Here is a 22,490-nt window from a genome sequence, read left to right as displayed (position 1 = left end):
AACCGCCGAAAGGCGGTTTTTTTAAGCCATGAAATAAGTTAAAATCTTGGTTTCATCTAAAGCGGCTTTCTCGTCGTCACGTACATCGAGCACAATTTGACCCGCATTGAGAATAATTAAGCGGTTACCATACTTTAAAGCATCGGCTAAATTATGGGTAATCATCAAGGCGGTGAGGTGATTTTTGACCACCTGGTCGTTTGTGGCATGCATGAGTTGTTCAGAAGTTTTGGGATCTAGCGCTGCGGTATGTTCGTCAAGCAGTAACAATTCCGGTTTGACGCGGGTAGCCATGAGAAAACTCAACGCTTGGCGTTGCCCACCCGAGAGATCACCAGTTGCAGTTTGCAAGCGAGTATCTAAATTGTTCCCCATGACCTTGGTCAGTTGGGCATATTCAGCCAATTTTTCTTTGGTAAGTCCGCGTGGCCGTAACGTCCGTTTTTGCCCACGCTTTTCGGCTAATAACAGATTTTCAGCGACGGTCATCCGTGGGGCTGTCCCCATTTTAGGATCTTGGAAAACGCGTGCGATGGTGTCAGTTCGGGAAACGGCTGTGGTATGGGTAATGTCTTGTCCGTTATGCAATAAAGTGCCTGACGCAACGGAGAGATTACCGGCAATGGTGTTAAACAGGGTGGATTTCCCGGCACCGTTGGTCCCAAGAACGGTAATGAAGTCACCGTCATAAATATCAAAGTTGAGATGATCAAGAATTTTGACGTTGTCACCAACGGTTACAACAATGTCTTGTAGTGAAAATACAGGTTTAGTCATGTGGTGTGACTCCTTTTTTGATGACGTGTTCCAGCCGTAAAGCCTGACGTAATTGTGGTAACATCATGGCAACTGCAAGGACAATCGCTGAAATCAAATTCAAATCATTTGTTGAGAAACCAAGTTGCAAAACGGCTAATAGGACCAGACGGTAAATAATTGAGCCGACAATGACGGCAACGAGGCGTTCGTTCAAAGACAACTCACCGAAGGCGACTTCACCAATGATAATCGAGGCCAGCGCAATGACAATCACACCAATACCCATGTTGATGTCGGCATAGCCGTTGTTTTGTGCGATCACAGCACCGCCAAAGGCGATTAAACCATTGGAAAGCATCAAGCCCATAATCGTCATGCGATCGGTCTTAATGCCAATAGATTGTGCCATTATGGCATTGTCACCCGTGGCAATAAAAGCTTGCCCAAGTTCTGTTTGCAAAAAGAAGATCAGGCCGAGGGTGATGACAGTGATAATCACAAAGCCGACCACAACGGCATCAAAATACTTTGGCAAGCGTTGGAGAAAGGGCGCTGAGAAAATGGATTGTTGGTTGAGCAAGGAAATATTGGCTGAACCCATAATGCGTAAATTAATTGATAATGATGCCGTCATGACTAAGATACCAGCCAAGAGAATCGGAATCCGGCCTTTGGTGTAAAGCAAGCCAGTGGTTAAACCAGCTAATGTCCCAACGACAAAAGCGGCAAGGGTGGCCAAGTAAGGATTAAGCCCGTGCGCAATCATGGTCACGGCAGTTGCTGCACCCAGGGGAAAGGAACCTTCAACGGTCATGTCGGGGAAGTTTAAAATGCGGAAGGTGAGAAATAGGGCAACGCCTAGAACGGCCCAAAGTAGCCCTTGGCCAATACTTGATACGATCATACTCATTTGATGACTTCTCCTTTGGTTTCTGCTGCTTTAATCATACTGTCGGGGAGTTGAATCCCTAATAGCTGCGCTTGCTTTAAGTTCACCACCATATCCCCTTGGGTAATGGTTTTAACGGGGTAGGTGGCAGGATCTTTACCTTTGAGAACCTTGGCGGCCATGATACCGGCTTGATAACCGATATCATATTGACTCACAGAAATGGTGGCTAACCCACCATCTTTGACCATGGTATCAACTGCTGGAATGACCGGGATTTTGTTTTGATTAGTCACGTTAATCAACGTCTTCATGGCACTGGCTACCCCATTGTCTTGTGGGGCATAGACTACATCCACTTGACTTGCCATGGTTTCGGCGACTTGTTGCATATCATTAGTCGTTGAAATGGTATACAGCTTAACGTCGTAACCCGCTGACTGAGCAAGCTTGGCCATATTTTTGGCGTTGTATTCACCACCATGATCAGAAGTGGTATAAATGATCCCCAATTTTTTAGCGTGTGGGACAGCTTGTTGGATCACGCTGAGATGTTGCGATAGGGGTGAGTCACCAGTTGTACCGGTCACGTTGTTGCCGGGCCTTTGGGCTGTTTTGACTAAACCCGAACCAGCCGGATCAGTAATACCGGCCAAAATAATCGGGTTATCACCGTTGGCCGTGTTAGCTAATGACAAAGCGGCTGGTGTCGCAATCCCAATGGTGAGGGCGGCATTTTCATTGGCAAATTTTTGTGACATCGTTTTTAAATTGGCCTGATTGGCTTGGGCATTTTGATAATCAATTTTGATTTTCTGTCCGCTATAGCCTTGTGATTTTAGGCCAGCGAGAATTCCGCGATGAATCTCATCTAGTGCGGGATGAGTCACCAACTGTAGAATCCCGATAGTGGGGACCGCGGCGGCCTTTTTGGCGCTACTGTTGGGGTGACTGGTTGTCACAAATGCCACGGCAAGAAAGGCGACGATAGCCGTGATTGTGGCTAATAAGCGTTTATTCATCTTCAAATCTCCAAATTTCCTCTAAAATAAAATTGACCTTGGACGGCCACACAGGGCTTTCCAAGGTCAAAAGAAAAGTCTGTATGGCATATTCCCATACAGACTCGAATGTTTCACAAAATGCGTCGGTATGGATAAAACAAATGTTTTAAACATCAGCTTTATCCGTTACCGAAAAGCTGACTTACCGACGCCACCAGGCGTTGTTCAATTGTGCAAACGCATTTTGCATGATTTTTTCTCCGAGTTGTTTATGGATTTAAGAATACTAAGAAGTGCATGCGTTGTCAATAGCGACTTTAACATTTTTCCTGGTGCGTTTTTTTAATCCATACTTGATTTTTTCGGATCACAATCGATATTTACGGTGTGATAGCAGGAAAATTTTATGAAAATATTGAAAATAACTATGATTTGAAAATGTAAACGGTCGCTTTTTTGCTCATTGACGACAAAGTTGTTAGAATAGAAAGTATGCAAAAACAACAGCATTATTTAACAGAGCTGGTTCTTGTGAGTTTAGGTGGTGGCGTCGGTGGCAGCCTACGCTACCTCTTGCACTTTGTTCCAGGTATTGGCCCTTTACCAGTGATGACCATGGTCATTAACTGGTCTGGTACTTTTCTCTTGGCCTGCCTGGGTGCCTACCTTGCACAAAGGGCGAGTCGGCTAGCAAATTGGCAAACGTTTATCGGTACCGGTATGATTGGTGGTTATACCACGTTTAGTACAATGATCTTGCAGTACTTTCAATTGACGGCAGCACATATCGCATGGGCTTTAGGCTATTTACTGCTGACGATCGTTGGCGGTCTGATTTGCCTACGTTTCGGTAGTTGGTGTGGACGTTGGTTAGCTGGTGTGCAATGACCGTATTAATCGCGATCTTTATTGGTTCTTTTGTCGGGACGATGTTACGTTACTTGTGCTTGACGTTTTGGCCTTGGCAGACGACATATTTAACCGCTGTCTTTACCGTTAACATATTAGGGGCCTTTTTTATGGGCATCATGTTTGCCACTAATACCTTGCAAGTTTGGCATGGGGCGATAGCCACTGGTGTTCTTGGTGGTTTGACCACTTTCAGTACCATGATGACCCAAAGTGCCCAACGGCCACGTCGACAAAGCGTCTATTTGTTCGTACAGGTTGCGACGGGGTTAGTGAGTTTTGTCTTAGGTAGCCTACTGGCTGTCATTTTAAAATAAATCAATGAGATACCGGCCGTTGTCCCCTTATTAACGACTGGTTTGGGAGAGAATAATGTCTAAAATAGCAATTATTAGTGATTCAGCTTCAACGATACCCACCACTTTACGGAACCGGTATCATATTTTTCAAGTCAATGATCCAATTATTTTTGGGGATGAAGTCTATAAAGAAACAGTTGATGTTCAAGGTCTTGGCGAATTAGTCAAGATGATGAAAGACAAGAAAATGATTGCCTCAACGTCACAACCAGCGCCTGGGGATTGGGAAGAAGCCTTGAATGATGCCAAAGCAGCCGGGTATGATGCGGCTTTGATTATCCCAATTTCTTCTGGTCTATCGGGTGCCTTCCAAACAGCGCAAGCCGTGGCGGCTGGGTATGATGGCATGGCTGATGTTCGGGTATGGGATTCAAAGTTTGCGGTGCTGGGCTCAGGCATGCAAGCTGTGATGGCCGCTGACATGGCTGAGAAAGGTCGGTCAATGGATGACATCTGGACGGCTTTGACAGCTTTACGTGAGACCTTTGATGTCCGTTTTGCGGTCAATGATATTTCACATTTGCAACGGACAGGTCGCTTATCACGTGGGGCGGCGTTAGTTGGTGGTTTGTTAAATATCAAGCCAATTCTATCAATGGACGTCCAAGGTGAAGGTAAGATTGGTGCTGTTGGCAAGGCGCGCAAGATGAGCGGTGCTTTAAAAGAGATCAAAACGGCATTAGATCAGTACCTGACACAAGTAGATTATCCTGTTCGGGCTATTGTGGTTGATGGGAATAATCAAAAGCTAGGAGATAAGTGGTTAAAGGACTTGCAAAGCGAGTACCCAACGGTAGCGTTTGAACGTGGTGAAATTGGGGCTTATATTGGGGTTCATACCGGTGATGGGGCCATGGGTGTTTTATGGGCCCGTGATTGGGAAACATTAGTTTAATGATACATGATGACAGTAGTCGAGGGTGGCCTTGGCTACTGTTTTATTTTGTCGCTGGTGATAGGAAGTTTAATCTCGCCTTAATGCGGCATGATATAATAGAACGGTACAATTAATATATGGGGACGACGACTAAATGAAACAATCAAAAACATACCAAATTACGTATGAGGTATTAAACGCTGTCACGCACGGCTTGGGATTTTTGCTAGCTGTTGGGGCAGGTATTGCGTTAATTTTTCATGTTTTGCGGCGCCCGGTAACGGGCCTAGAAATAACAGCCATTGCCATTTATGTGACAACGGTGGGTTTCTTCTTGTTAGCTTCAACGCTCTTTCACTCACTCGTATTTACGCGTGCAGCAAAAACGCTTCAATTCTTTGATCATGCCGGGATTTATTTGGTTATTTTAGGTAGCTATACACCGTATACTTGGCTATTGATTAAGGGCTGGGTTGGTTGGACAATCTGGAGTGCTATTTTGGTCATGACCATTGCCGGCTTTATCTATGATTTATTTTTTGTTGGCCGTTGGCCATGGGTGTCCGTGACGATTTATTTGGTCATGGGTTGGTTGATTGTCTTAGCGATGCCCGTACTTTGGGGCGTTTTGTCACACACAGCCTTTTGGTTATTGCTGGCTGGTGGGCTCACTTATTCAGCAGGGACAATTTTCTATCTCGTACCAAAAATTCCAATGGGTCACGTTTACTGGCACGTGTTTGTGCTAGGTGGCGCTGGGTTAATGTTTGCTAGCATTTATATCAGTTTATAAAAAAGCAATCATCAGTTGATGATTGCTTTTTTTGATGTTTTAGCGCAAAGAAAAACAGCGCATCAGATCTGATGCGCTGTTCATGTAGTGGACAGTCAGGGGCTCGAACCCTGGACCCACGGATTAAGAGTCCGTTGCTCTACCAACTGAGCTAACTGTCCATCGTGTTGTATTGTTTCAAACAACATATAATATAATATCATGGGATTAAAATTTGTGCAACACTTTTTAGCAAAAAAATGTCGATATTGATATTTTATGGCGAGTCGCAAGAATATAGTATAAAATAAAGAAAGTTAAATTGGAAGGAATTGTAGTTGTTAACAACGCAACTACACAATAATTAACCTATGTTAGACTTTATCAAATCAGTGATCATTGGGATTGTTGAAGGCATGACCGAATTCTTGCCTGTGTCATCAACTGGCCACATTATCTTAGCAGAATCGTTGATGAAAATTCCTGGTGGTGCCCTTTGGACTAAGAGTTTTACGGCAGTTTTCGACTACGCCATTCAGCTTGGCGCGATCTTTGCCGTGATTCAACTTTACTTCCATAAATTGAATCCGTTCTCAGCGCAAAAAACACCACGTGAACGTTTTCAAACTTGGCGTTTGTGGATGAAAGTCATTGTTGGTGTTTTGCCAGCCGTTGTGTTTGGGCTATTGTTGAATGACTTTATGGATGCGCATTTGTTGAATCCATGGGTGGTATCAGCGACATTGATTATTTACGGTATTGCGTTTATCGTGATCGAAAATCGCCAAAAGGGTATTGCCCCACGGGTGACTGATGTTAGCAAGGTCACGTATCAAATGGCATTGTTCATCGGTTTGTTCCAATTACTTTCATTGGTGCCTGGGACGTCACGTTCTGGGGCAACAATCCTTGGCGCAATTTTGCTGGGGGCCTCACGCTTTGTTGCGGCTGAATTCTCATTCTTCTTGTCAATTCCAGTGATGTTTGGGGTGACACTTTTGAAAGTGGGGATGTACTTGCTACACGGCGGCTCATTTACTGGTGGTCAGCTCGGCGTCCTCTTTGTTGGGTTCGTTGTATCATGGCTGGTTGCTTTGTTCGCCATCAAGTTCATGTTGCGCTATATTCAAAATAATGACTTCAAGGCCTTTGGTTGGTACCGAATTGTGATCGGTATCGTCTTCTTGATCTTGGGTGCTGCTGGTTTGCTCCACATGGCCTAATAAAAAAAGCTTTCAAACGATGGTTTGAAAGCTTTTTTAAATGTCTTGAAATAATGCTGCCCAAGCTTTTTGAGAGAGTTTCGCCGGTTTTGGTCGGCGTGGTTTGGGTTGATAGGTGGCTTGTTTATAGTAACGGACAATTTCGGCTTGGACGTCTTTTTCTAAAGGTAAGCCCACTCTGACAAAATCAAGAGCATCAGGTGGTAAATCAGGGTAGTTGTGATGGTGTGTGATAAACCATTGTTGCATGGTTGGGTTGAGGCCAGCATGGCGACGGATACGTTGTAAAATTTCGTCGAGGCCAAAGTTAATATGATGAATTTGCGTTTGTAGTTGCCGCATAACGGTTTCAGGAATACCCAGATGATCGGCAAAATGGGTGATCCCTAATCGGATTTCTGTGCCTTCACCATTTTCTAAGACATATTGATGCTTGAGTCGGCGGCCACACGCACAGTATAGTTGTTTTTCTGTGGGCGTATCATAGGCGTCGTTATAGTGGTACGCTTTGAAAAGCCATTGGCCATCGCGACCGAAAAGTTGGCGATCCATCATCAAAGAGGTCTGACGGTAGCGAATATGTTGTATCAGCACGGCTTGTTGTTCGGCGGTTAATTGTTCCCACGTTTCTTGGCGTCGTGCTTTGGTGAGGGCAACTTTATGAGATTTTGGTCTTGTCATTGTAAAATTATCAGGTCATGCGTTCGTTTTAACAAACGCTTGTTCTTAGTGGTGGTAAATAAAAGCTAGGCCGCTAGCCTAGCAACGGTGTGTTATGGCCGTTCAGGTACTGAAAAAGTCATATCTGGGGGTGTCAGTAGACCAATGTCTTTGACAACAACCTGACCAGAGAGATGACCACCCACTTTTTGGGTGAGGCCAAGCTTGTTATAACCAAACGTGACGGTCGTATGTGCTTTTAGTGCCGCCCCGCGGACTTCACCGGTTGACGCATCAATACCGGTTGGTGTATCAACTGCAATGACAGTTTTTTCGATGTGATTGGCCGCTTTAATCATTTTCTGCAAGCCTTCTGGAAGGATATTATTTAAACCAGTACCGAAGATAGCATCAATAATCAAAGTTGCTTGGTTAAAGTCACTTTTTTCGGCCCGTACCAACCCATATTTTTCGATAATGGCGAGTTGCCGATGGACGGCATCCTTAGCGCGTGCGACGTTACCCACAAATTGTAAGGAAACGTTGAAGCCTTGTGCGTAAAGCAGGCGGGCAATCGCGACACCATCGGCCCCGTTATTCCCTAAGCCGGCAAGAACGAGGATATGATCTAAATTAAAATGGCCAGCGCCAATGACGTCAAGGACTGCCATTGCGGCACGTTCAATGAGTACGTCTTGTGGCATCCCAATTGTTTCTACGGTATAGTTATCAATTTTCTGCATTTCTGCAGCTGTTACAAGTTGCATGCGCGTCACTTTTCTTTCTCAATCTGCATTTTATTATACAGGATATTCGCGTATCGTGGGATATGATTTCCTTGACTTGTTAATGTTCGTCTTTTTATTTGATACAATAGTTAGTAAATCTATTGGGGGCAGCACATGCAACACCTTGACTACAGTCAGCAAGATACTTGGCGACAAGCTGACGACACACCATTTCAATCACCGATTGATATCAATCAACAGCAGAGTAAGCCGGTGATGGCCTCGGCCATGACCTTAACATTTCAAGGTCAAACCACTTATGATGATCGGGTTGTGGGTGAACAATTCTTAGTGAATGGCACATTGCAATTGGATGGCGAAACTTGGCAATTGGAACGTTTCCATTTTCATGATGGGGCAGAACATTTGATTGATGGTCGGCGGCATGATGCCGAAATTCATTTTGTGTTTCAACAAGGTGAGCGCGTCTTAGTCTTAGCTGTTTTAGCTGATGTCGCAAGTGACGTGACGGCAACTCCTATTCAGGCAATTTTAAACGGGCCGGTCGCCGCACAAACGCTCGTTGGGTTATTACCGACTGACCGCGCGTATTATCGCTATGTGGGCTCTTTAACAACACCACCGTTAGGACAAAATGTGACGTGGCTCGTTTTGGCACAACCCATTAGCATGTCAGCCGCAGATGCTGCTTTGTTACATGCGCGCTATCCTGAAAACTATCGTGATGTACAAGCGTTAGCTGGCCGTGAAATTCTATCTGTGTCAGGTAAAAAATAATAACGTGGTCTTGTTATTTGACAATGCTAAGCGCCGTGTGCGGTGCTTTTTTTGTTGTGAAACACCACTGTATCAGGTAAACTAGAGATTATGGAAAACTTTCAAGAACAATTAAAAAATCGTCGTACTTTTGCGATTATTTCGCACCCCGATGCCGGAAAAACAACGTTGACGGAACAATTATTGCTCCATGGTGGCGTGATTCGTGAAGCGGGAACCGTTAAGGGGCGTGGCTCTAATAAATTAGCCTCATCTGACTGGATGGCCATTGAACAGCAGCGTGGGATTTCAGTGACTTCTTCGGTCTTGCAGTTTGATTATGACGGCAAGCGGATTAATATCTTAGATACACCCGGGCACGAAGACTTCTCTGAAGACACGTACCGGACGTTAATGGCCGTGGATTCGGTTGTCATGGTGGTCGATGCCGCAAAAGGTATCGAGCCGCAAACTAAGAAGCTGTTTGAAATCGTGGCGCAGCGTGGCATTCCCGTCTTTACGTTCTTTAACAAAATTGATCGTGATGCGCGACCAGCCTTGGATTTATTAGATGAATTAGAATCAGTTCTGGGTATTCAAGCTTATCCAATGAATTGGCCGGTGGGTTCAGGGCAGATTTTGCAAGGCATTTATGACTTGCAACGTGACACGATGGTACCGTTTAAAAATGCGTCATCGCATCCAGAAGTGGTGGACGAAACCATGGATGAAATTGAATTGTTGCGTGATGCGGGGAATCCATTTGACCGAGACGCCATTGCTCATGGCCAATTGACGCCAGTTTTCTTTGGTTCAGCCTTGGTTAATTTTGGGGTGACAGAATTCTTGCGTGATTACTTGGCCTATGCGCCAGCACCAGCTGCCGTGACGACGGTTGATGAACAAGTGGTTGCACCAGAAGATGCGCAATTTACTGGTTTTGTCTTTAAAATTCAAGCCAACATGGATCCACGCCATCGCGACCGGATTGCCTTTGTGCGGATTGTGTCCGGCGAATTTAGTCGTGGCATGGATGTGACCTTACAACGCAACAGTAAAAAGTTGAAGTTGTCGAATGTCACGCAATTCATGGCTGAAGAACGTGAAAACGTCCAAACGGCCGTACCTGGTGATATTATTGGTGTTTATGATACGGGGAATTTCCAAATCGGCGATACGATTTATGCGGGTAAAAAGGTGGTCCAATTCCCAGATTTGCCAACCTTTACCCCAGAACTCTTTAACCGTGTGATTGCCAAAGATGTGATGAAACAGAAGTCGTATCACAAAGGCATTCAACAATTGGTCCAAGAAGGGACGATTCAAATCTACAAGTCTTGGCAAGGGAGTGACTACATTATTGGTGCTGTCGGTCAGTTGCAGTTTGAAGTGTTCCAATTCCGTATGGAAAATGAGTACAACGTGGAAATTCAATTTGAACCAATCGGTTCAAAAGTTGCTCGTTGGATTGCGCCTGAACAATTAGATGAAAAGATGTCATCTAGCCGTAACTTGTTGGTGAAGGACCGCTATGATCAACCGGTTTTCTTGTTTGAAAATAAGTTTGCCATGAATTGGTTCCACGACAAGTACCCAGATGTCGTACTCGAAGAGAAAATGTAATGCCAAAAACAATCGCAGTTAAAATTTGTGGTTGTTTTTATTTTTAATACTATTGTAAGCGTTTACATTGTGTGGTAGAATAAAGACAACAAATAAAGAGGAGGCCATTAATGACGCAAAGTAATTTATCAGAAATTGCAGCGTTAGGGCATCAACTTGTAGACAATGGTTAATAACAATAGCATCCTAATGGATAACATCAAAGCGTGATTTGAACCATTAACCAGCGTGATAAAAATTTATCCACTACGTCAAATAAACATAACAGCAGATGGTATTTTCTGGACAATAGTGACAAGTATCGTAGGGGTGATAAATTGGCAAGAAGCGAGAAGATGACCAAACGTGAATGTTTCAGCTTCAATCTGCGTTTGCAGCGCAATCCTATAATTTCATACAACGGAACCTGACATTATGCATAGCATGAGTCAGGTTCTTTGGTTTATAATGGAAATGTTGGAACTCGCGCTGGTTGTGGGTTTTAGAATATTTAGGAGGATGTGTTAACGCGAGTTGACAAAACACGATTATGACGACAAAAGCAAATAATGCGATTTATGATGTCCATGATAAGCCGCCTTTTTGGACGTGGTTTGGCCTATCATTGCAACACCTATTTTCAATGTTCGGTGCGACAGTTCTTGTGCCGTTGTTGGTTGGTTTAAATCCTGGGGTGGCGCTATTTACCTCAGGTGTCGGCACGTTGCTCCACATGCTGATTACCCGTGGAAATATCCCAGCTTATATGGGTTCGAGTTTTGCCTTCATTATTCCGATGACGTCATTGATGAAAACGGTTGGGTATCCTGGGGTTGCCCAGGGAATTATCTCTGTCGGCCTTGTCTACCTTGTGGTGGCGGGGATCGTGACCTTTGTTGGGACACGTTGGATTGACCGTTTGTTCCCAGCAGAATTAGTCGGTCCAATCATTGTGGTGATTGGGTTGAGTTTGGCTGGTTCAGCCGCTAATTCAGCTACGATGTTAAATGGGAAATATGATTGGAAGATCTTTGTGGTGGCTTTAATCACATTGCTGGGCACGATTGCCTTTAACATGTTTCTCAAAGGCTTTTTGGGCCTATTATCAGTCCTACTCGGGATTATCTTTGGTTACATTGTCGCTTTGATATTTGGCTTGGTTGATTTATCACCAGTTGCTGCCGCACATTGGTTCCAATTACCAGATTTTGAAACATTTATTGGTAAAGATGGTTTTCAGTTCTATCCTGCTGCTATTTTGAGTATGGCACCGCTTGCTTTGGTCACCTTGTCTGAGCACTTGGGTCATTTGATGGTGTTGTCAAAAGTGACGGGACATGATTTCTTTAAGAATCCTGGTCTTAAGCGGACATTAGCCGGTGATGGTACGGCCTCAATTGTTGCAGGATTAGTTGGTGGACCGGCGGTTACGTCGTATGGTGAAAATATTGGCGTGATGCAGTTGAGTCGTGTTTATTCCGTTTGGGTTATTGGTGGTGCTGCCGCCTTTGCTGTTGTTTTCAGTTTCATTGGTAAGTTATCGGCTTTGATTTCAACAATCCCAGGTGCGGTGACGGGTGGTGTCGGCTTTGTGTTGTATGGTGTCATTGCGGCGGCTGGTTTGCAAGTCATCGTTGATAATAAAATCGATTACACGCAGAAGCGCAATTTGATGATTGCAGCGCCAATCTTAGTGATTGGTATTGGTAATTTCCATTTGCAACTCGGGCCACAAGTTGATTTTTCTGGTGTAGCGATTGCAACATTATTAGGCATTATTTTGAATTTAACGTTGCCAAAAGTGGCGGCAAGTGAAAAGTAACAAGTGGGTCACCACTTGTTTTTTTTATCACAAAAACCAGCATATTTAATACCGAATAATGGTGATGTTTGTCTGGATCAGATGATGTATCGCGCGATGATGATCCGATAGACCGTATTATCGGGTAATGGGTCCGGTTTTGTCATTAAACAGGACTATACCTAGATATAACCTTATTTTTAAAGTTATAATGCCGTCAAAAAAATTGACAAATCTTGTCTAAATCACGTCAGAATTATATTTTTTCTGATTTGAAAAAAATGAAACGTTTTCTTTGTGAAAAAGTGGGGTAAAACAGTTGTATTTCATTCTGAAAAGCGTATTATAGATTTATATGTTATGACGAATAGCCGTTTACGACCATTTCGCCAAATTTATTGAGAAAGGAGAAGGCGCATGGATGACCCTACGGCACCGTTTGAGTTTCTTGGCCTCACGTTTGACTGGGGTACGATAATTTCAACGTTGCTGGCTATGGCAATCGTTGTGATTGTATCAATTGTGCTCACACGACAGTTGTCGATACGACCAGGTAAGCGACAGAATTTGATCGAATACTTACTTGATTTTACGAACAACATCGTGGATGGCCAATTGCCACAGAAACAAGCACGCCAATTTGGTTTGTACGCATTTACGTTGTTTTTCTTCATTATTGTGGCAAACGAAATGGGTATGCTGCTGCAATTGCAGGGTGCAAATGGGGTGACTTATGTTAAGTCCCCGACTGCGGACCCGATCGTGACGATGACGTTAGCCGTGATGACATTGATGGTAGCCCACGGTATGGGTGTCCAACAACTTGGTTTTAAGGGTTACCTTAAAAATATGTTGTTGACCCCTTATGCTTGGATGCTGCCCCTTAATATCATTGAACAATTGGCTAACTTCTTAACGTTATCACTGCGTTTGTTTGGTAACATTTTCGCTGGTGAAATGTTATTGACACTCGTGGCTAAAAGCCTCGCTTGGCCAGGACACTTTAATGGGTTCTGGACAGTGTTGGCATTGCCGATTGAAATGGTCTGGCAAGGCTTTTCACTCTTTATCGGTGGAATACAGGCCTACGTATTTGTAATCTTGACTGGCGTGTTTATCGCCCAGTTGTCAGGTAACGAATAAATGGAATAGGTTAAGAGAAGCCGGTCGTTTATGCGGACGCGCTACTCTTGCCAAACAACACGCGGGAGCGTTTCATCTAAATAAAAATAGAATGCTGTTGGCACGACGTGTATTGTCTGCTGTCGACACGATGAATAAGGAGTAATCTCATGGATTTGCACAATCTTGGTGTAATCGCAGCGGGTATTGCAGCCGCTGGAGCCGCTATTGGTGGTGGTATTGGAAACGGTGTTTTGATTTCACAATTCTTAGCAGGTATGAGTCGTCAACCAGAACTTGAAAGCCGTTTGTTGTCTCGTATGTTCTTGGGTGTTGCGTTGGTCGAAGTTATGCCAATTTTGTCAATCGTCTTCGCCTTCATGTTGATGAGCAAGTAATCATATAGAATGAGTGGAGGAAAATCATGTTTGGTTTAACAACCTTAGCAGCACATCAATTGCCACTCGGTAATATGCTGTTTATTATCATTTCATTCCTCGTGCTGATGGTTATTTTGAAGAAGGTGGCTTACGGGCCGTTGACTAAAGTACTTGACGAACGTGCTGCTAAAATTTCGTCGGACATTGATGGTGCTGAAAAAGCGCGTCAAGAAGCCGAAAAGTTAGCCGCACAACGGCAAAGTGAATTAGCTGATACGCGCCAACAGGCAACAAAGGTTGTCGCTGACGCAAAAGCTAGCGCACAAAAGCAAAGTGAAGCATTACTTGCTGCTGCTTCTGAACGTGCAACTTTAATTAATCAGCAAGCGCAAACAGATGCTGAGAAGCTCAAGGAAGACGCGATTTCTAACGCAAAAGATGACGTAGCAGCGCTCTCAGTAGCGATTGCTTCAAAGCTGATGCAAAAGGAACTCTCGTTAGATGATCAACAAGCATTAATTGATGCTTACATTTCAGATTTAGAAACTAAATAAGGAGTATTGGGATGGCAAAAAATCTTAAAGATGTCGCTAACCAATACGCTAAAGCAATTTTTGCCTTGTCTAGTGAACATCAGATGGTTGATGAAACGCTAGCAGATCTACGTGCAATTAAGGCCGTGCTTGCAGACAGCCCAGAATTTATTCAGGCAGCAACATCAAATGATGTTGACGCACAGGTCCGTGATAATTTGTTACAGACATTGACACAAGGTGCAGTTGAACCTGTACAAAATTTGGTGAAACTATTAGCACGTAATCAACGTCTCAACGTTTTGACCTTAGTGGTTGATGCGTTTAATCAATATTATAATGAGGCCAACGGGATTGTGGATGTGACAGCGACAACAGCTGTGGCACTGGACGATGCACGTTTATCAAAATTAGCCAATGTTTTTGCCGCCAAAACAGGGGCAAAGCAGGTTAATCTGACAAATGTTGTGGATACAACAATTCTTGGTGGGGTGATTTTGAAGTCACAGTCAACCTTGATTGATGGTAGTCTACAAACAAAAATTGCCAAAATGAAGGCACAATTATTAGGTTAGTGAGGAAGAATAATGGCGATTCAAGCTGAAGAAATTTCTGCTTTAATTAAGCAACAGCTCGAAAAGTTCGACACAACGCTAACTGTAGAAGAAGTGGGAACTGTTACTTATATTGGTGACGGTGTGGCCCGTGCAACTGGCTTGGCTAATGTTATGGCTGGCGAATTGCTCGAATTTGCTAATGGCACGTTCGGTATGGCCCAAAACCTCGAATCAAGTGAAGTCGGGATCATCATTCTTGGTGATTATGACGATATTCGCGAAGGTGATACAGTTAAGCGTACTGGCCGCATTATGGAAGTACCGGTCGGCGAACAATTAATTGGGCGTGTTGTGAACGCGTTGGGACAACCCATTGATGGTATGGGTGAAATCAAGACAGATAAGACACGTCCGGTTGAAGTTAAAGCACCAGGTGTCATGGAACGTAAGTCTGTCTCTGAACCATTACAGACAGGTATTAAAGCAATTGATGCCCTTGTACCAATTGGTCGAGGCCAACGTGAATTGATTATCGGTGACCGTAAGACAGGTAAGACGTCTTTGGCCATGGATACAATTTTGAACCAAAAAGATCAAGACATGATCGTCATTTATGTGGCGATCGGACAAAAAGATTCAACTGTGCGTACACAAGTTGAAACATTGCGTCAACTTGGTGCGATGGATTATACCATTGTCGTGAATGCTGGTCCTTCAGAACCAGCACCAATGCTGTATTTGGCCCCTTATGTTGGCGCAGCAATGGGTGAAGAGTTCATGTATAACGGCAAGAACGTGTTGATTGTGTATGATGATTTATCAAAGCAAGCCACGGCTTATCGTGAACTGTCATTGATTTTGCGTCGTCCACCAGGCCGTGAAGCCTATCCAGGTGATGTCTTCTACTTGCACTCACGTTTGCTAGAACGTGCAGCCAAGTTGTCGGATGAACTGGGCGGTGGTTCAATGACGGCATTGCCAATCATTGAAACACAAGCTGGTGATGTTTCGGCTTATATTCCAACTAACGTGATTTCAATCACGGATGGTCAAATTTTCTTGGATGCTGAACAATTCTATGCTGGTGTACGACCAGCCATTGATGCGGGAACTTCTGTGTCACGTGTTGGTGGTGATGCGCAAATTAAGGCAATGAAGAAGGTTGCCGGCACATTGCGTTTGGACTTGGCATCATTCCGAGAACTTGAAAGCTTTGCGCAGTTTGGTTCTGATTTGGATGCGGCAACACAAGCTAAGTTGGCGCGTGGCCGTCGAACAGTTGAAGTTTTGAAGCAACCATTGCATCAGCCAATGCCGGTTGAACAACAAGTATTGGTGTTGTATGCTTTGACACACGGTTATTTGGATGACGTGGCAATTGCAGATATTCAACGTTTCCAAGATGAATTGATTGCTTATGTCTCAGCTAATGCAGCCGATATCTTTAAGACAATTGTTGCAACAAAGGACTTGCCAGATGAAGCTGTTATGAATTCAGCAATTGAAGCCTTTAAGGCTGGTTTTGCTGGTTCAGCAGCAGAATAATAGGAGGACGCTGCAATGGCTTCTTTGCAAGATATTCAGCGTCGTATCTCATCCACAAAAAAGACGCGGCAAATTACGAGTGCCATGCAAATGGTCTCAACAGCTAAACTCAACCAAATTCAACGTTATAGTACGGGCTATCAAGCCTACGCTGCACGCTTAGAGGCGGTTGTCGAACATTTAGTATCGGCGAACTTGTTCCACAATGCTGATGCTAAACACATTCCACTCATTGCGCAACGCCCAATTAAGAAAACTGGGATTCTTGTGGTAACCTCTGACCGTGGATTGGTGGGTTCTTATAACGCTAATATCATTAAACAAACCAACGCCTTGTTGGGACGTTTAGGGTTGGATCAAAACAACACGGTGATTTTGGCAGTTGGTGGTAATGGGGCTGATTTCTATAAAAAGCGTGGCTTTAACGTGATCTTAGAACATCGCGGTGTGTCTGATATCCCATCGTTTAATGAAATTCGTTCGGTTGTTAGAACGGTGACAAGTTTGTATGAAACAGAAGTGTTTGATGCATTACATGTCGTGTACAATCACTTTGTGAACCGCTTGACGAGTGAATACCGTGATGTCCAGCTTTTGCCTTTAACAGGTGATACGTTGGATGCGATGGGTGGGACAACTGCTGATAAAGCAGAATTAGACGTTCAAAGTGCGTATGAAATTGAACCCGATACGACGGCTGTCTTAAACGTGGTGTTACCGCAATTTGCACAGAGTCTCGTGTATGAGGCTGTTCTTGATGCGAAAACGGCCGAACATGCAGCTTCATCGACAGCGATGAAAAGCGCTACTGATAACGCTAAAGACCTTATCAGTGGTTTGGAGTTGCAGTTTAATCGTGCGCGTCAGGCAGCAATTACGACAGAAATTACAGAAATTACAGGTGGTATGGCAGCACTTGAGTAAAGTGCGACCAACTGTAACAATTAATCAAATTAAATGCTGCGTGTTTGCAGTGATGTGTGACACAAATTTAAAGATGTCATATGCTAAATTGAAAGGAAAACGACAATGAGTACTGGAAAAGTCGTACAAGTGATTGGTCCGGTCGTCGATGTTGCGTTTGAACCAGGAGATGTCATCCCTGAAATCAATAACGCGCTCAAAATCGATAAGGGCAATGGTCAAACTTTGACAGTTGAAGTATCATTGGCACTGGGCGACGGTGTGGTTCGTACCATTGCGATGGATTCAACTGATGGCCTCCAACGTGGTATGTCCGTAACGGACACTGGCGCTGCGATTCAAGTGCCAGTTGGGGATGCAACGTTGGGACGTGTGTTCAATGTTTTGGGTGAACCAGTGGACAACAACGGTCCTGTGGCACCTGACACACCACGTCATTCAATCCATCGTGCTGCACCTAAGTATGATGAATTGGCAAGTTCAACAGAAATTTTAGAAACTGGGATTAAGGTGATTGATTTGCTAGCACCTTATATCCGTGGTGGAAAAATTGGTTTGTTTGGTGGTGCCGGTGTTGGTAAGACGGTGCTAATTCAAGAATTGATTCATAATATTGCACAAGGTCACAATGGTATTTCTGTCTTTACAGGTGTCGGTGAACGAACACGTGAAGGTAACGATATGTACCATGAAATGGCTGAATCAGGTGTTTTGAGTCAAACAGCCATGGTTTATGGTCAAATGAACGAGCCACCAGGTGCACGTATGCGTGTTGCGTTGACTGGTTTGACGATGGCGGAAAGCTTCCGTGATAACGAAGGTAAGGATGTGTTGTTGTTTATCGATAACATTTTCCGCTTTACGCAAGCCGGTTCTGAAGTGTCAGCTTTGCTTGGTCGTATTCCTTCAGCCGTTGGTTATCAGCCAACGTTGGCAACAGAAATGGGTCAATTGCAAGAACGAATCACGTCAACTAAGAAGGGTTCTGTCACATCTATTCAGGCCGTTTATGTGCCTGCCGATGATTATACTGATCCGGCACCAGCCACAACGTTTGCGCACTTGGATGCCACAACGAACTTGGAACGTTCTCTAACACAACAGGGAATTTATCCGGCCGTGGATCCATTGGCGTCAACATCTTCAGCGCTTGATCCACAAGTTGTTGGTCAAGAACATTATGAAGTGGCGACAGAAGTACAACGGACTTTGCAACGCTATCGTGAATTGCAAGACATTATTTCAATTTTGGGAATGGATGAATTGTCAGACGAAGAAAAGACAACGGTTAACCGTGCGCGTCGTATCCAATTCTTCCTATCACAACCATTCTCAGTTGCGGAAACATTCACTGGTATTAAGGGTGAATATGTCCCTGTTTCAGAAACGGTGCGGTCATTTAAGGAAATCTTGGCTGGTAAGTATGATGACTTGCCAGAAGATGCGTTCCGTAATGTTGGTGTAATTGAACAAGTTGTTGAAAAAGCCAAGACAATGGCCCAATAAGGGGGTATTGAGAGATGGCAGATGAAAAGACCGCAACAGGCATTACAGTCCAAATTGTGACGCCTGTTGGTGAAATATATAATGAACCAAACGTAGATTTGGCCATTGTGAATACGCAAGGTGGTCAAATTGGTGTCATGAGAAAGCATGTGCCGTTACTCGTTGCGCTGACAATTGATGAATTAATCGTCAAAAAAGGTGATCAACGCGAAGTTTTAGCGGTGAATGGTGGTATTGCGGAATTTTCAAATGACCTGTTAACAGTTGTTGCTGACAGTGCTGAAACTTCTGACACCATTGACGTTTCTCGGGCGCAGAATGCTAAGGAACGTGCGGAAGCGCGTATTGCGCACGCCCAAGACGACAAAAATGATGCCGAATTGGAACGAGCACGGGTTGCCCTAATGCGTGCCGTTAACCGTATCCATGTTGCGGCGGTCAAACAAGGCAATTAATGTGCTGTAAGATAAAACATGAAAAACCGAACAGTAATGTTCGGTTTTTTTGTGTCTTTTTAATAGCATGCGTTGTTCAAAAAGCAAACGTTCGGATTAAGTGTTATATTTTGGTTTAATGTTCGTGACGTGCCGGCTGTTTCATTTTTAAATGAGGAGATTATAATCTGAAATTGGACTGACTGCCATATTTTTCTGCTATATTGTAAAGAACGCAAATATACACCATCTTTACGCAACCATGCCGTGTTTTTTGACACGGCTTCCGTATGCTGAAGACAGTCATATTTGAGACACAAATTGCACGATGGGTATAAGGAGAGAAATACCATGAGTAAGAATGCGAAAACACTCGCAGGGATCGCTGTTGTTGTGATAATTGCAATTGCAGCCTATTTTGGTTTCACACATACAGGGTCAAAGCCAACGTCAGAAAAGACGATTCAGGACCTCAAGGTTTACTTTGTGCCGTCAAAGCAACCAGATCAAATCATTACCATGACCAAGCCGTTAAAAGGTTTGCTCATTGCGCAATTGAAAAAAGAAGGCTATGACGTTAAAAACGTTGATATCAAAGTTGGGACAAGTTACGAAGCAGCTGGAGAAGCCTTGACTTCGGGAACGGCTGATGTCGGGTTCATTCCTGGTGGCACTTATGTCATGTACCAAGATGGTGCGCAAGCGTTGCTGACAGCAACACGCGCTGGTCTGAACAAGGATTCTGCTGATGCAGCCAAGTGGAATGATGGCAAGCCAACTGAGAAGACAGATAAGCAGGTGTCAACGTACCGGTCAATTTTGATTGCTGGGCCATCAGCTAAGGGACAAGAATTGGCCAAAAAAGTCAATGCTGGTGAAAAGTTGACCTGGGATGATTTGAATTCAGCCAAGTGGGGCTTGTCATCAACAACGTCATCAGCCGGTTACATTTATCCATCACTATGGTTGGATAAGCGCTATGGTAAAACGGTTGCTGATTTGAAAAACACCGTGACAGTTGATTCATACGGCTCAGGCATGGCACGTTTGGCTGCTGGTCAGATTGATATTTTGCCAGCTTATGCCGATGCTCGTAGTGATTTTGCGAAGATGTGGACAACAGATTACCAACAACCAAAATCAATCTGGGCCGAGACAAACGTTATCGGTGTATCACAGAACATTTACAACGATACAATCTCAGTTTCAAAGAAGTCTAAGATTATGACACCGGCATTTCAAAAAGCTTTGTCACAAGCTTTCATTGATTTAGCTCAGACACCAGAAGGTAAAAAAGTGATTGCCATCTACTCACATGAAGGTTATGTGCCAGCGAAGTCATCAAACTATGATGGCGAACGCGCTGCTCAAAAGTTGCTGAAATCAACTCAAAAGTAAACACACAGGATGAGATGGCGCTGATAACAGCGTCATAGTCAAAGTGTTAGAACAGTGAGTGGCTATGATAGAAAAGCAGCGCAATTTTGCGCCGCTTTTCTTGCGTTAGAACGGCAAGACTGGCGCACGGCACAGAAAATGAGGACGGCAAAAATGATCAAATTTGAACATGTCTCAAAAACCTATCCCAATGGGGTCAAGGGGCTACAAGATATTAATTTAGAAATTCAAGACGGTGAGTTTATTGGCATTATTGGGATGTCAGGTGCAGGAAAATCAACGCTGATTCGGACGATTAATCGCTTGAATAATATTACTGAAGGCCAACTCACTGTCGATGGGATTGAAATTTCGACTTTGAAAGGACAAGCCTTGCGACAATACCGGCGTAAAGTCGGGATGATTTTCCAATCGTATAACCTCGTGCCACGTATCTCGGTCATCAAAAACGTGATGAGCTCGCTGGTGCCAGATATGCCATTTTGGCGCGTTTTGTTTGGGGTATTTTCCAAGACAGAAAAAATTCGTGCGCTAGAAGCGTTGGATCGGATGTCAATGTTAGATAAAGCATTCGTGCGGACAGACCAATTGTCTGGTGGTCAACAGCAACGGGTGTCATTAGCACGGACTTTAACGCAAAACCCAAGCGTATTACTGGCTGATGAACCTGTGGCAGCGTTAGATCCGGTAACGGCGCACGAAGTCATGGATGACTTTAAGCGGATCAACCAAGAATTAGGCCAAACGGTTCTGATTAACATTCATCACGTTGACTTAGCCCTAGAGTATACGCAGCGCATTATCGGTATTCGTGCGGGGCAAATTGTTTACGATGGCCCAGCTAGCGGCATCAATCAAGCCACCCTGGACTTAATCTACAGTAAAGATGAGGGACAGTAATGGGCTGGTATGATAAATTATTTGAAGCCGAAAGCTATCAGTTAGCTAACGGTAAAGTGGTTTCACAAAAATTTACGCGATTGCCACTCATTATCGTTTTATTGTTGATTGGTATTAGTCTCTCGGTATGGGTAACTGGGTTTAGTTTAGTCACTTTAGTGACTAATTTTGTCGGTTTTTGGCAAATTCTGGCGAGCATGTGGCCACCCAATTTGGCCTATTTTTCACAAGTGTGGCAACCGTTGTTGGTCACGATTCAAATGTCATTTTTTGGTTCGTTTTTTGGGGCGGCGCTGGCTTTGCCATTTGCCATTTTAGCTGCGCATAACGTCATGAATCATCGACTAGTCAACTTAGTGGTGCGCTTTATTTTGACCGTTGTGCGAACGATTCCAACATTGGTGGCAGCCTTGATTGCGACTTATATTTTCGGATTGGGCACCTTTGCCGGTACCGTGGCTATTTTCCTTTTTAGTTTCTCGTTTGTTGGGAAGCAATTATTTGAATATATTGAAACGGTGAATATGGGGGCTTATGAAGCGTTAATCGCTACTGGCGCCAGCGCACCGCGGGCGTTTGTAACCACCATCTTGCCACAAATTCTACCGACTTATTTATCAACGTCGTTATTTGCGTTTGAAGGTAATGTGCGTTACGCCGCTATTTTAGGCTATGTTGGCGCTGGTGGTATTGGGATGATTTTGAACGAAAAAATTGGCTGGCGAGAATTTCAAAGTGTGGGCATGATTTTGCTATCAATCTTTGTCGCTGTGATCGTGATTGAGATGGTTAGTCAACAATTACGTCGCTATTTGAGTTAAGGGGAGAGCA

Annotated in this window: 24 protein-coding genes and 1 tRNA gene; 19 read left to right on the top strand and 6 right to left on the bottom strand. The window is 44.1% G+C overall.

Going from position 1 to position 22,490, the window contains the following annotated elements; translation table 11 throughout:
• Positions 1–21 precede the first annotated feature (21 nt).
• Genes FGL80_RS02520 through trpX form a run of 3 tightly spaced genes read right to left on the bottom strand, consistent with a single transcriptional unit; the run spans position 22 to position 2,670 of the window.
• Entirely contained in the window at positions 22–777 is a 756-nt protein-coding gene (locus tag FGL80_RS02520) for an ABC transporter ATP-binding protein (RefSeq protein ID WP_055307317.1), read from the bottom strand.
• The gene (locus FGL80_RS02515; protein WP_055307318.1) at positions 770–1,669 is read right to left on the bottom strand and encodes an ABC transporter permease; all 900 of its coding nucleotides are present in this window, start codon (positions 1,667–1,669) and stop codon (positions 770–772) included. The genes FGL80_RS02520 and FGL80_RS02515 overlap by 8 nt, the downstream gene beginning before the upstream one ends.
• Positions 1,666–2,670 carry a tryptophan ABC transporter substrate-binding protein gene (gene trpX, locus FGL80_RS02510; RefSeq protein WP_055307319.1) on the bottom strand — a complete coding sequence of 335 codons (1,005 nt, stop codon included), beginning with the start codon at positions 2,668–2,670 and terminating at the stop codon, positions 1,666–1,668. Before trpX ends, FGL80_RS02515 begins: the two co-directional genes overlap by 4 nt.
• Positions 2,671–3,144: 474 nt before the next feature.
• Here trpX and FGL80_RS02505 point away from each other — a divergent pair, with 474 nt between their 5' ends.
• From FGL80_RS02505 to trhA, 4 genes are all read left to right on the top strand, one after another.
• Complete coding sequence (locus tag FGL80_RS02505; RefSeq protein ID WP_147001784.1) at positions 3,145–3,540, top strand: fluoride efflux transporter FluC; 396 nt, start codon at positions 3,145–3,147, stop codon at positions 3,538–3,540.
• Entirely contained in the window at positions 3,537–3,878 is a 342-nt protein-coding gene (locus FGL80_RS02500) for a fluoride efflux transporter FluC (RefSeq protein ID WP_055307320.1), read from the top strand. Before FGL80_RS02505 ends, FGL80_RS02500 begins: the two co-directional genes overlap by 4 nt.
• A gap of 55 nt (positions 3,879–3,933) precedes the next feature.
• Positions 3,934–4,815 carry a DegV family protein gene (locus FGL80_RS02495; RefSeq protein ID WP_010001375.1) on the top strand — a complete coding sequence of 294 codons (882 nt, stop codon included), beginning with the start codon at positions 3,934–3,936 and terminating at the stop codon, positions 4,813–4,815.
• A 136-nt stretch (positions 4,816–4,951) separates the two neighbouring features.
• Positions 4,952–5,590, top strand: coding sequence for a PAQR family membrane homeostasis protein TrhA (trhA, locus tag FGL80_RS02490; protein ID WP_055307321.1), 639 nt, complete (start codon positions 4,952–4,954; stop codon positions 5,588–5,590).
• 88 nt (positions 5,591–5,678) lie between these two features.
• On the opposite strand, the gene FGL80_RS02485 is transcribed toward trhA, so the two are convergent.
• Positions 5,679–5,751 (bottom strand) — tRNA-Lys (locus tag FGL80_RS02485).
• A gap of 189 nt (positions 5,752–5,940) precedes the next feature.
• Between FGL80_RS02485 and FGL80_RS02480 the strand changes: the two genes are divergently transcribed.
• Entirely contained in the window at positions 5,941–6,792 is an 852-nt protein-coding gene (locus tag FGL80_RS02480; protein ID WP_010001373.1) for an undecaprenyl-diphosphate phosphatase, read from the top strand.
• Between the two features lie 36 nt (positions 6,793–6,828).
• Here the strand turns inward: FGL80_RS02480 and FGL80_RS02475 are convergent, their stop codons facing one another.
• Both FGL80_RS02475 and FGL80_RS02470 read right to left on the bottom strand, forming a co-directional pair.
• Positions 6,829–7,473: a hypothetical protein gene (locus tag FGL80_RS02475; protein WP_055307322.1), complete on the bottom strand. Its 645-nt coding sequence runs from the start codon at positions 7,471–7,473 to the stop codon at positions 6,829–6,831.
• A 92-nt stretch (positions 7,474–7,565) separates the two neighbouring features.
• Positions 7,566–8,219 carry an NAD(P)H-hydrate epimerase gene (locus tag FGL80_RS02470; RefSeq protein ID WP_029510015.1) on the bottom strand — a complete coding sequence of 218 codons (654 nt, stop codon included), beginning with the start codon at positions 8,217–8,219 and terminating at the stop codon, positions 7,566–7,568.
• A gap of 135 nt (positions 8,220–8,354) precedes the next feature.
• Between FGL80_RS02470 and FGL80_RS02465 the strand changes: the two genes are divergently transcribed.
• The 14 genes from FGL80_RS02465 (at position 8,355) to phnE (ending at position 22,480) form a co-directional block, all read left to right on the top strand.
• Positions 8,355–8,978: a carbonic anhydrase family protein gene (locus tag FGL80_RS02465; protein WP_055307323.1), complete on the top strand. Its 624-nt coding sequence runs from the start codon at positions 8,355–8,357 to the stop codon at positions 8,976–8,978.
• Between the two features lie 90 nt (positions 8,979–9,068).
• Positions 9,069–10,580 carry a peptide chain release factor 3 gene (locus FGL80_RS02460; RefSeq protein ID WP_147001783.1) on the top strand — a complete coding sequence of 504 codons (1,512 nt, stop codon included), beginning with the start codon at positions 9,069–9,071 and terminating at the stop codon, positions 10,578–10,580.
• Between the two features lie 529 nt (positions 10,581–11,109).
• Positions 11,110–12,381, top strand: a complete 1,272-nt coding sequence (locus FGL80_RS02455) for a uracil-xanthine permease family protein (protein WP_055307325.1) — start codon at positions 11,110–11,112, stop codon at positions 12,379–12,381.
• A gap of 396 nt (positions 12,382–12,777) precedes the next feature.
• A complete protein-coding gene (atpB, locus tag FGL80_RS02450) occupies positions 12,778–13,503 on the top strand; it encodes a F0F1 ATP synthase subunit A (protein WP_029510011.1) in 726 nt (241 codons plus the stop codon).
• A gap of 149 nt (positions 13,504–13,652) precedes the next feature.
• Complete coding sequence (atpE, locus tag FGL80_RS02445) at positions 13,653–13,880, top strand: F0F1 ATP synthase subunit C (RefSeq protein ID WP_010001510.1); 228 nt, start codon at positions 13,653–13,655, stop codon at positions 13,878–13,880.
• Between the two features lie 26 nt (positions 13,881–13,906).
• Positions 13,907–14,416 (top strand): F0F1 ATP synthase subunit B, encoded by a 510-nt coding sequence (gene atpF / locus FGL80_RS02440; RefSeq protein ID WP_010001511.1) that lies wholly within the window; start codon positions 13,907–13,909, stop codon positions 14,414–14,416.
• 11 nt (positions 14,417–14,427) lie between these two features.
• Complete coding sequence (gene atpH / locus FGL80_RS02435; protein WP_055307326.1) at positions 14,428–14,970, top strand: ATP synthase F1 subunit delta; 543 nt, start codon at positions 14,428–14,430, stop codon at positions 14,968–14,970.
• A gap of 12 nt (positions 14,971–14,982) precedes the next feature.
• Positions 14,983–16,497, top strand: coding sequence for a F0F1 ATP synthase subunit alpha (gene atpA / locus FGL80_RS02430; protein WP_010001514.1), 1,515 nt, complete (start codon positions 14,983–14,985; stop codon positions 16,495–16,497).
• Positions 16,498–16,512: 15 nt separating this feature from the next.
• Positions 16,513–17,421 carry a F0F1 ATP synthase subunit gamma gene (locus FGL80_RS02425; protein WP_055307327.1) on the top strand — a complete coding sequence of 303 codons (909 nt, stop codon included), beginning with the start codon at positions 16,513–16,515 and terminating at the stop codon, positions 17,419–17,421.
• Between the two features lie 105 nt (positions 17,422–17,526).
• A complete protein-coding gene (atpD, locus tag FGL80_RS02420) occupies positions 17,527–18,927 on the top strand; it encodes a F0F1 ATP synthase subunit beta (protein ID WP_010001517.1) in 1,401 nt (466 codons plus the stop codon).
• Positions 18,928–18,941: 14 nt separating this feature from the next.
• A complete protein-coding gene (locus tag FGL80_RS02415) occupies positions 18,942–19,382 on the top strand; it encodes a F0F1 ATP synthase subunit epsilon (RefSeq protein ID WP_010001518.1) in 441 nt (146 codons plus the stop codon).
• Between the two features lie 330 nt (positions 19,383–19,712).
• Positions 19,713–20,759: a phosphate/phosphite/phosphonate ABC transporter substrate-binding protein gene (locus tag FGL80_RS02410; RefSeq protein WP_055307328.1), complete on the top strand. Its 1,047-nt coding sequence runs from the start codon at positions 19,713–19,715 to the stop codon at positions 20,757–20,759.
• Between the two features lie 153 nt (positions 20,760–20,912).
• A complete protein-coding gene (gene phnC, locus FGL80_RS02405; RefSeq protein WP_055307329.1) occupies positions 20,913–21,659 on the top strand; it encodes a phosphonate ABC transporter ATP-binding protein in 747 nt (248 codons plus the stop codon).
• Positions 21,659–22,480 (top strand): phosphonate ABC transporter, permease protein PhnE, encoded by an 822-nt coding sequence (gene phnE / locus FGL80_RS02400; RefSeq protein ID WP_055307330.1) that lies wholly within the window; start codon positions 21,659–21,661, stop codon positions 22,478–22,480. The genes phnC and phnE overlap by 1 nt, the downstream gene beginning before the upstream one ends.
• The last annotated feature ends 10 nt before the right edge of the window (positions 22,481–22,490 follow it).

Source organism: Leuconostoc lactis (genome assembly GCF_007954625.1).
GTDB classification, from domain to species: domain Bacteria; phylum Bacillota; class Bacilli; order Lactobacillales; family Lactobacillaceae; genus Leuconostoc; species Leuconostoc lactis_A.
This window is presented reverse-complemented; position numbering and strand designations above follow the sequence as displayed.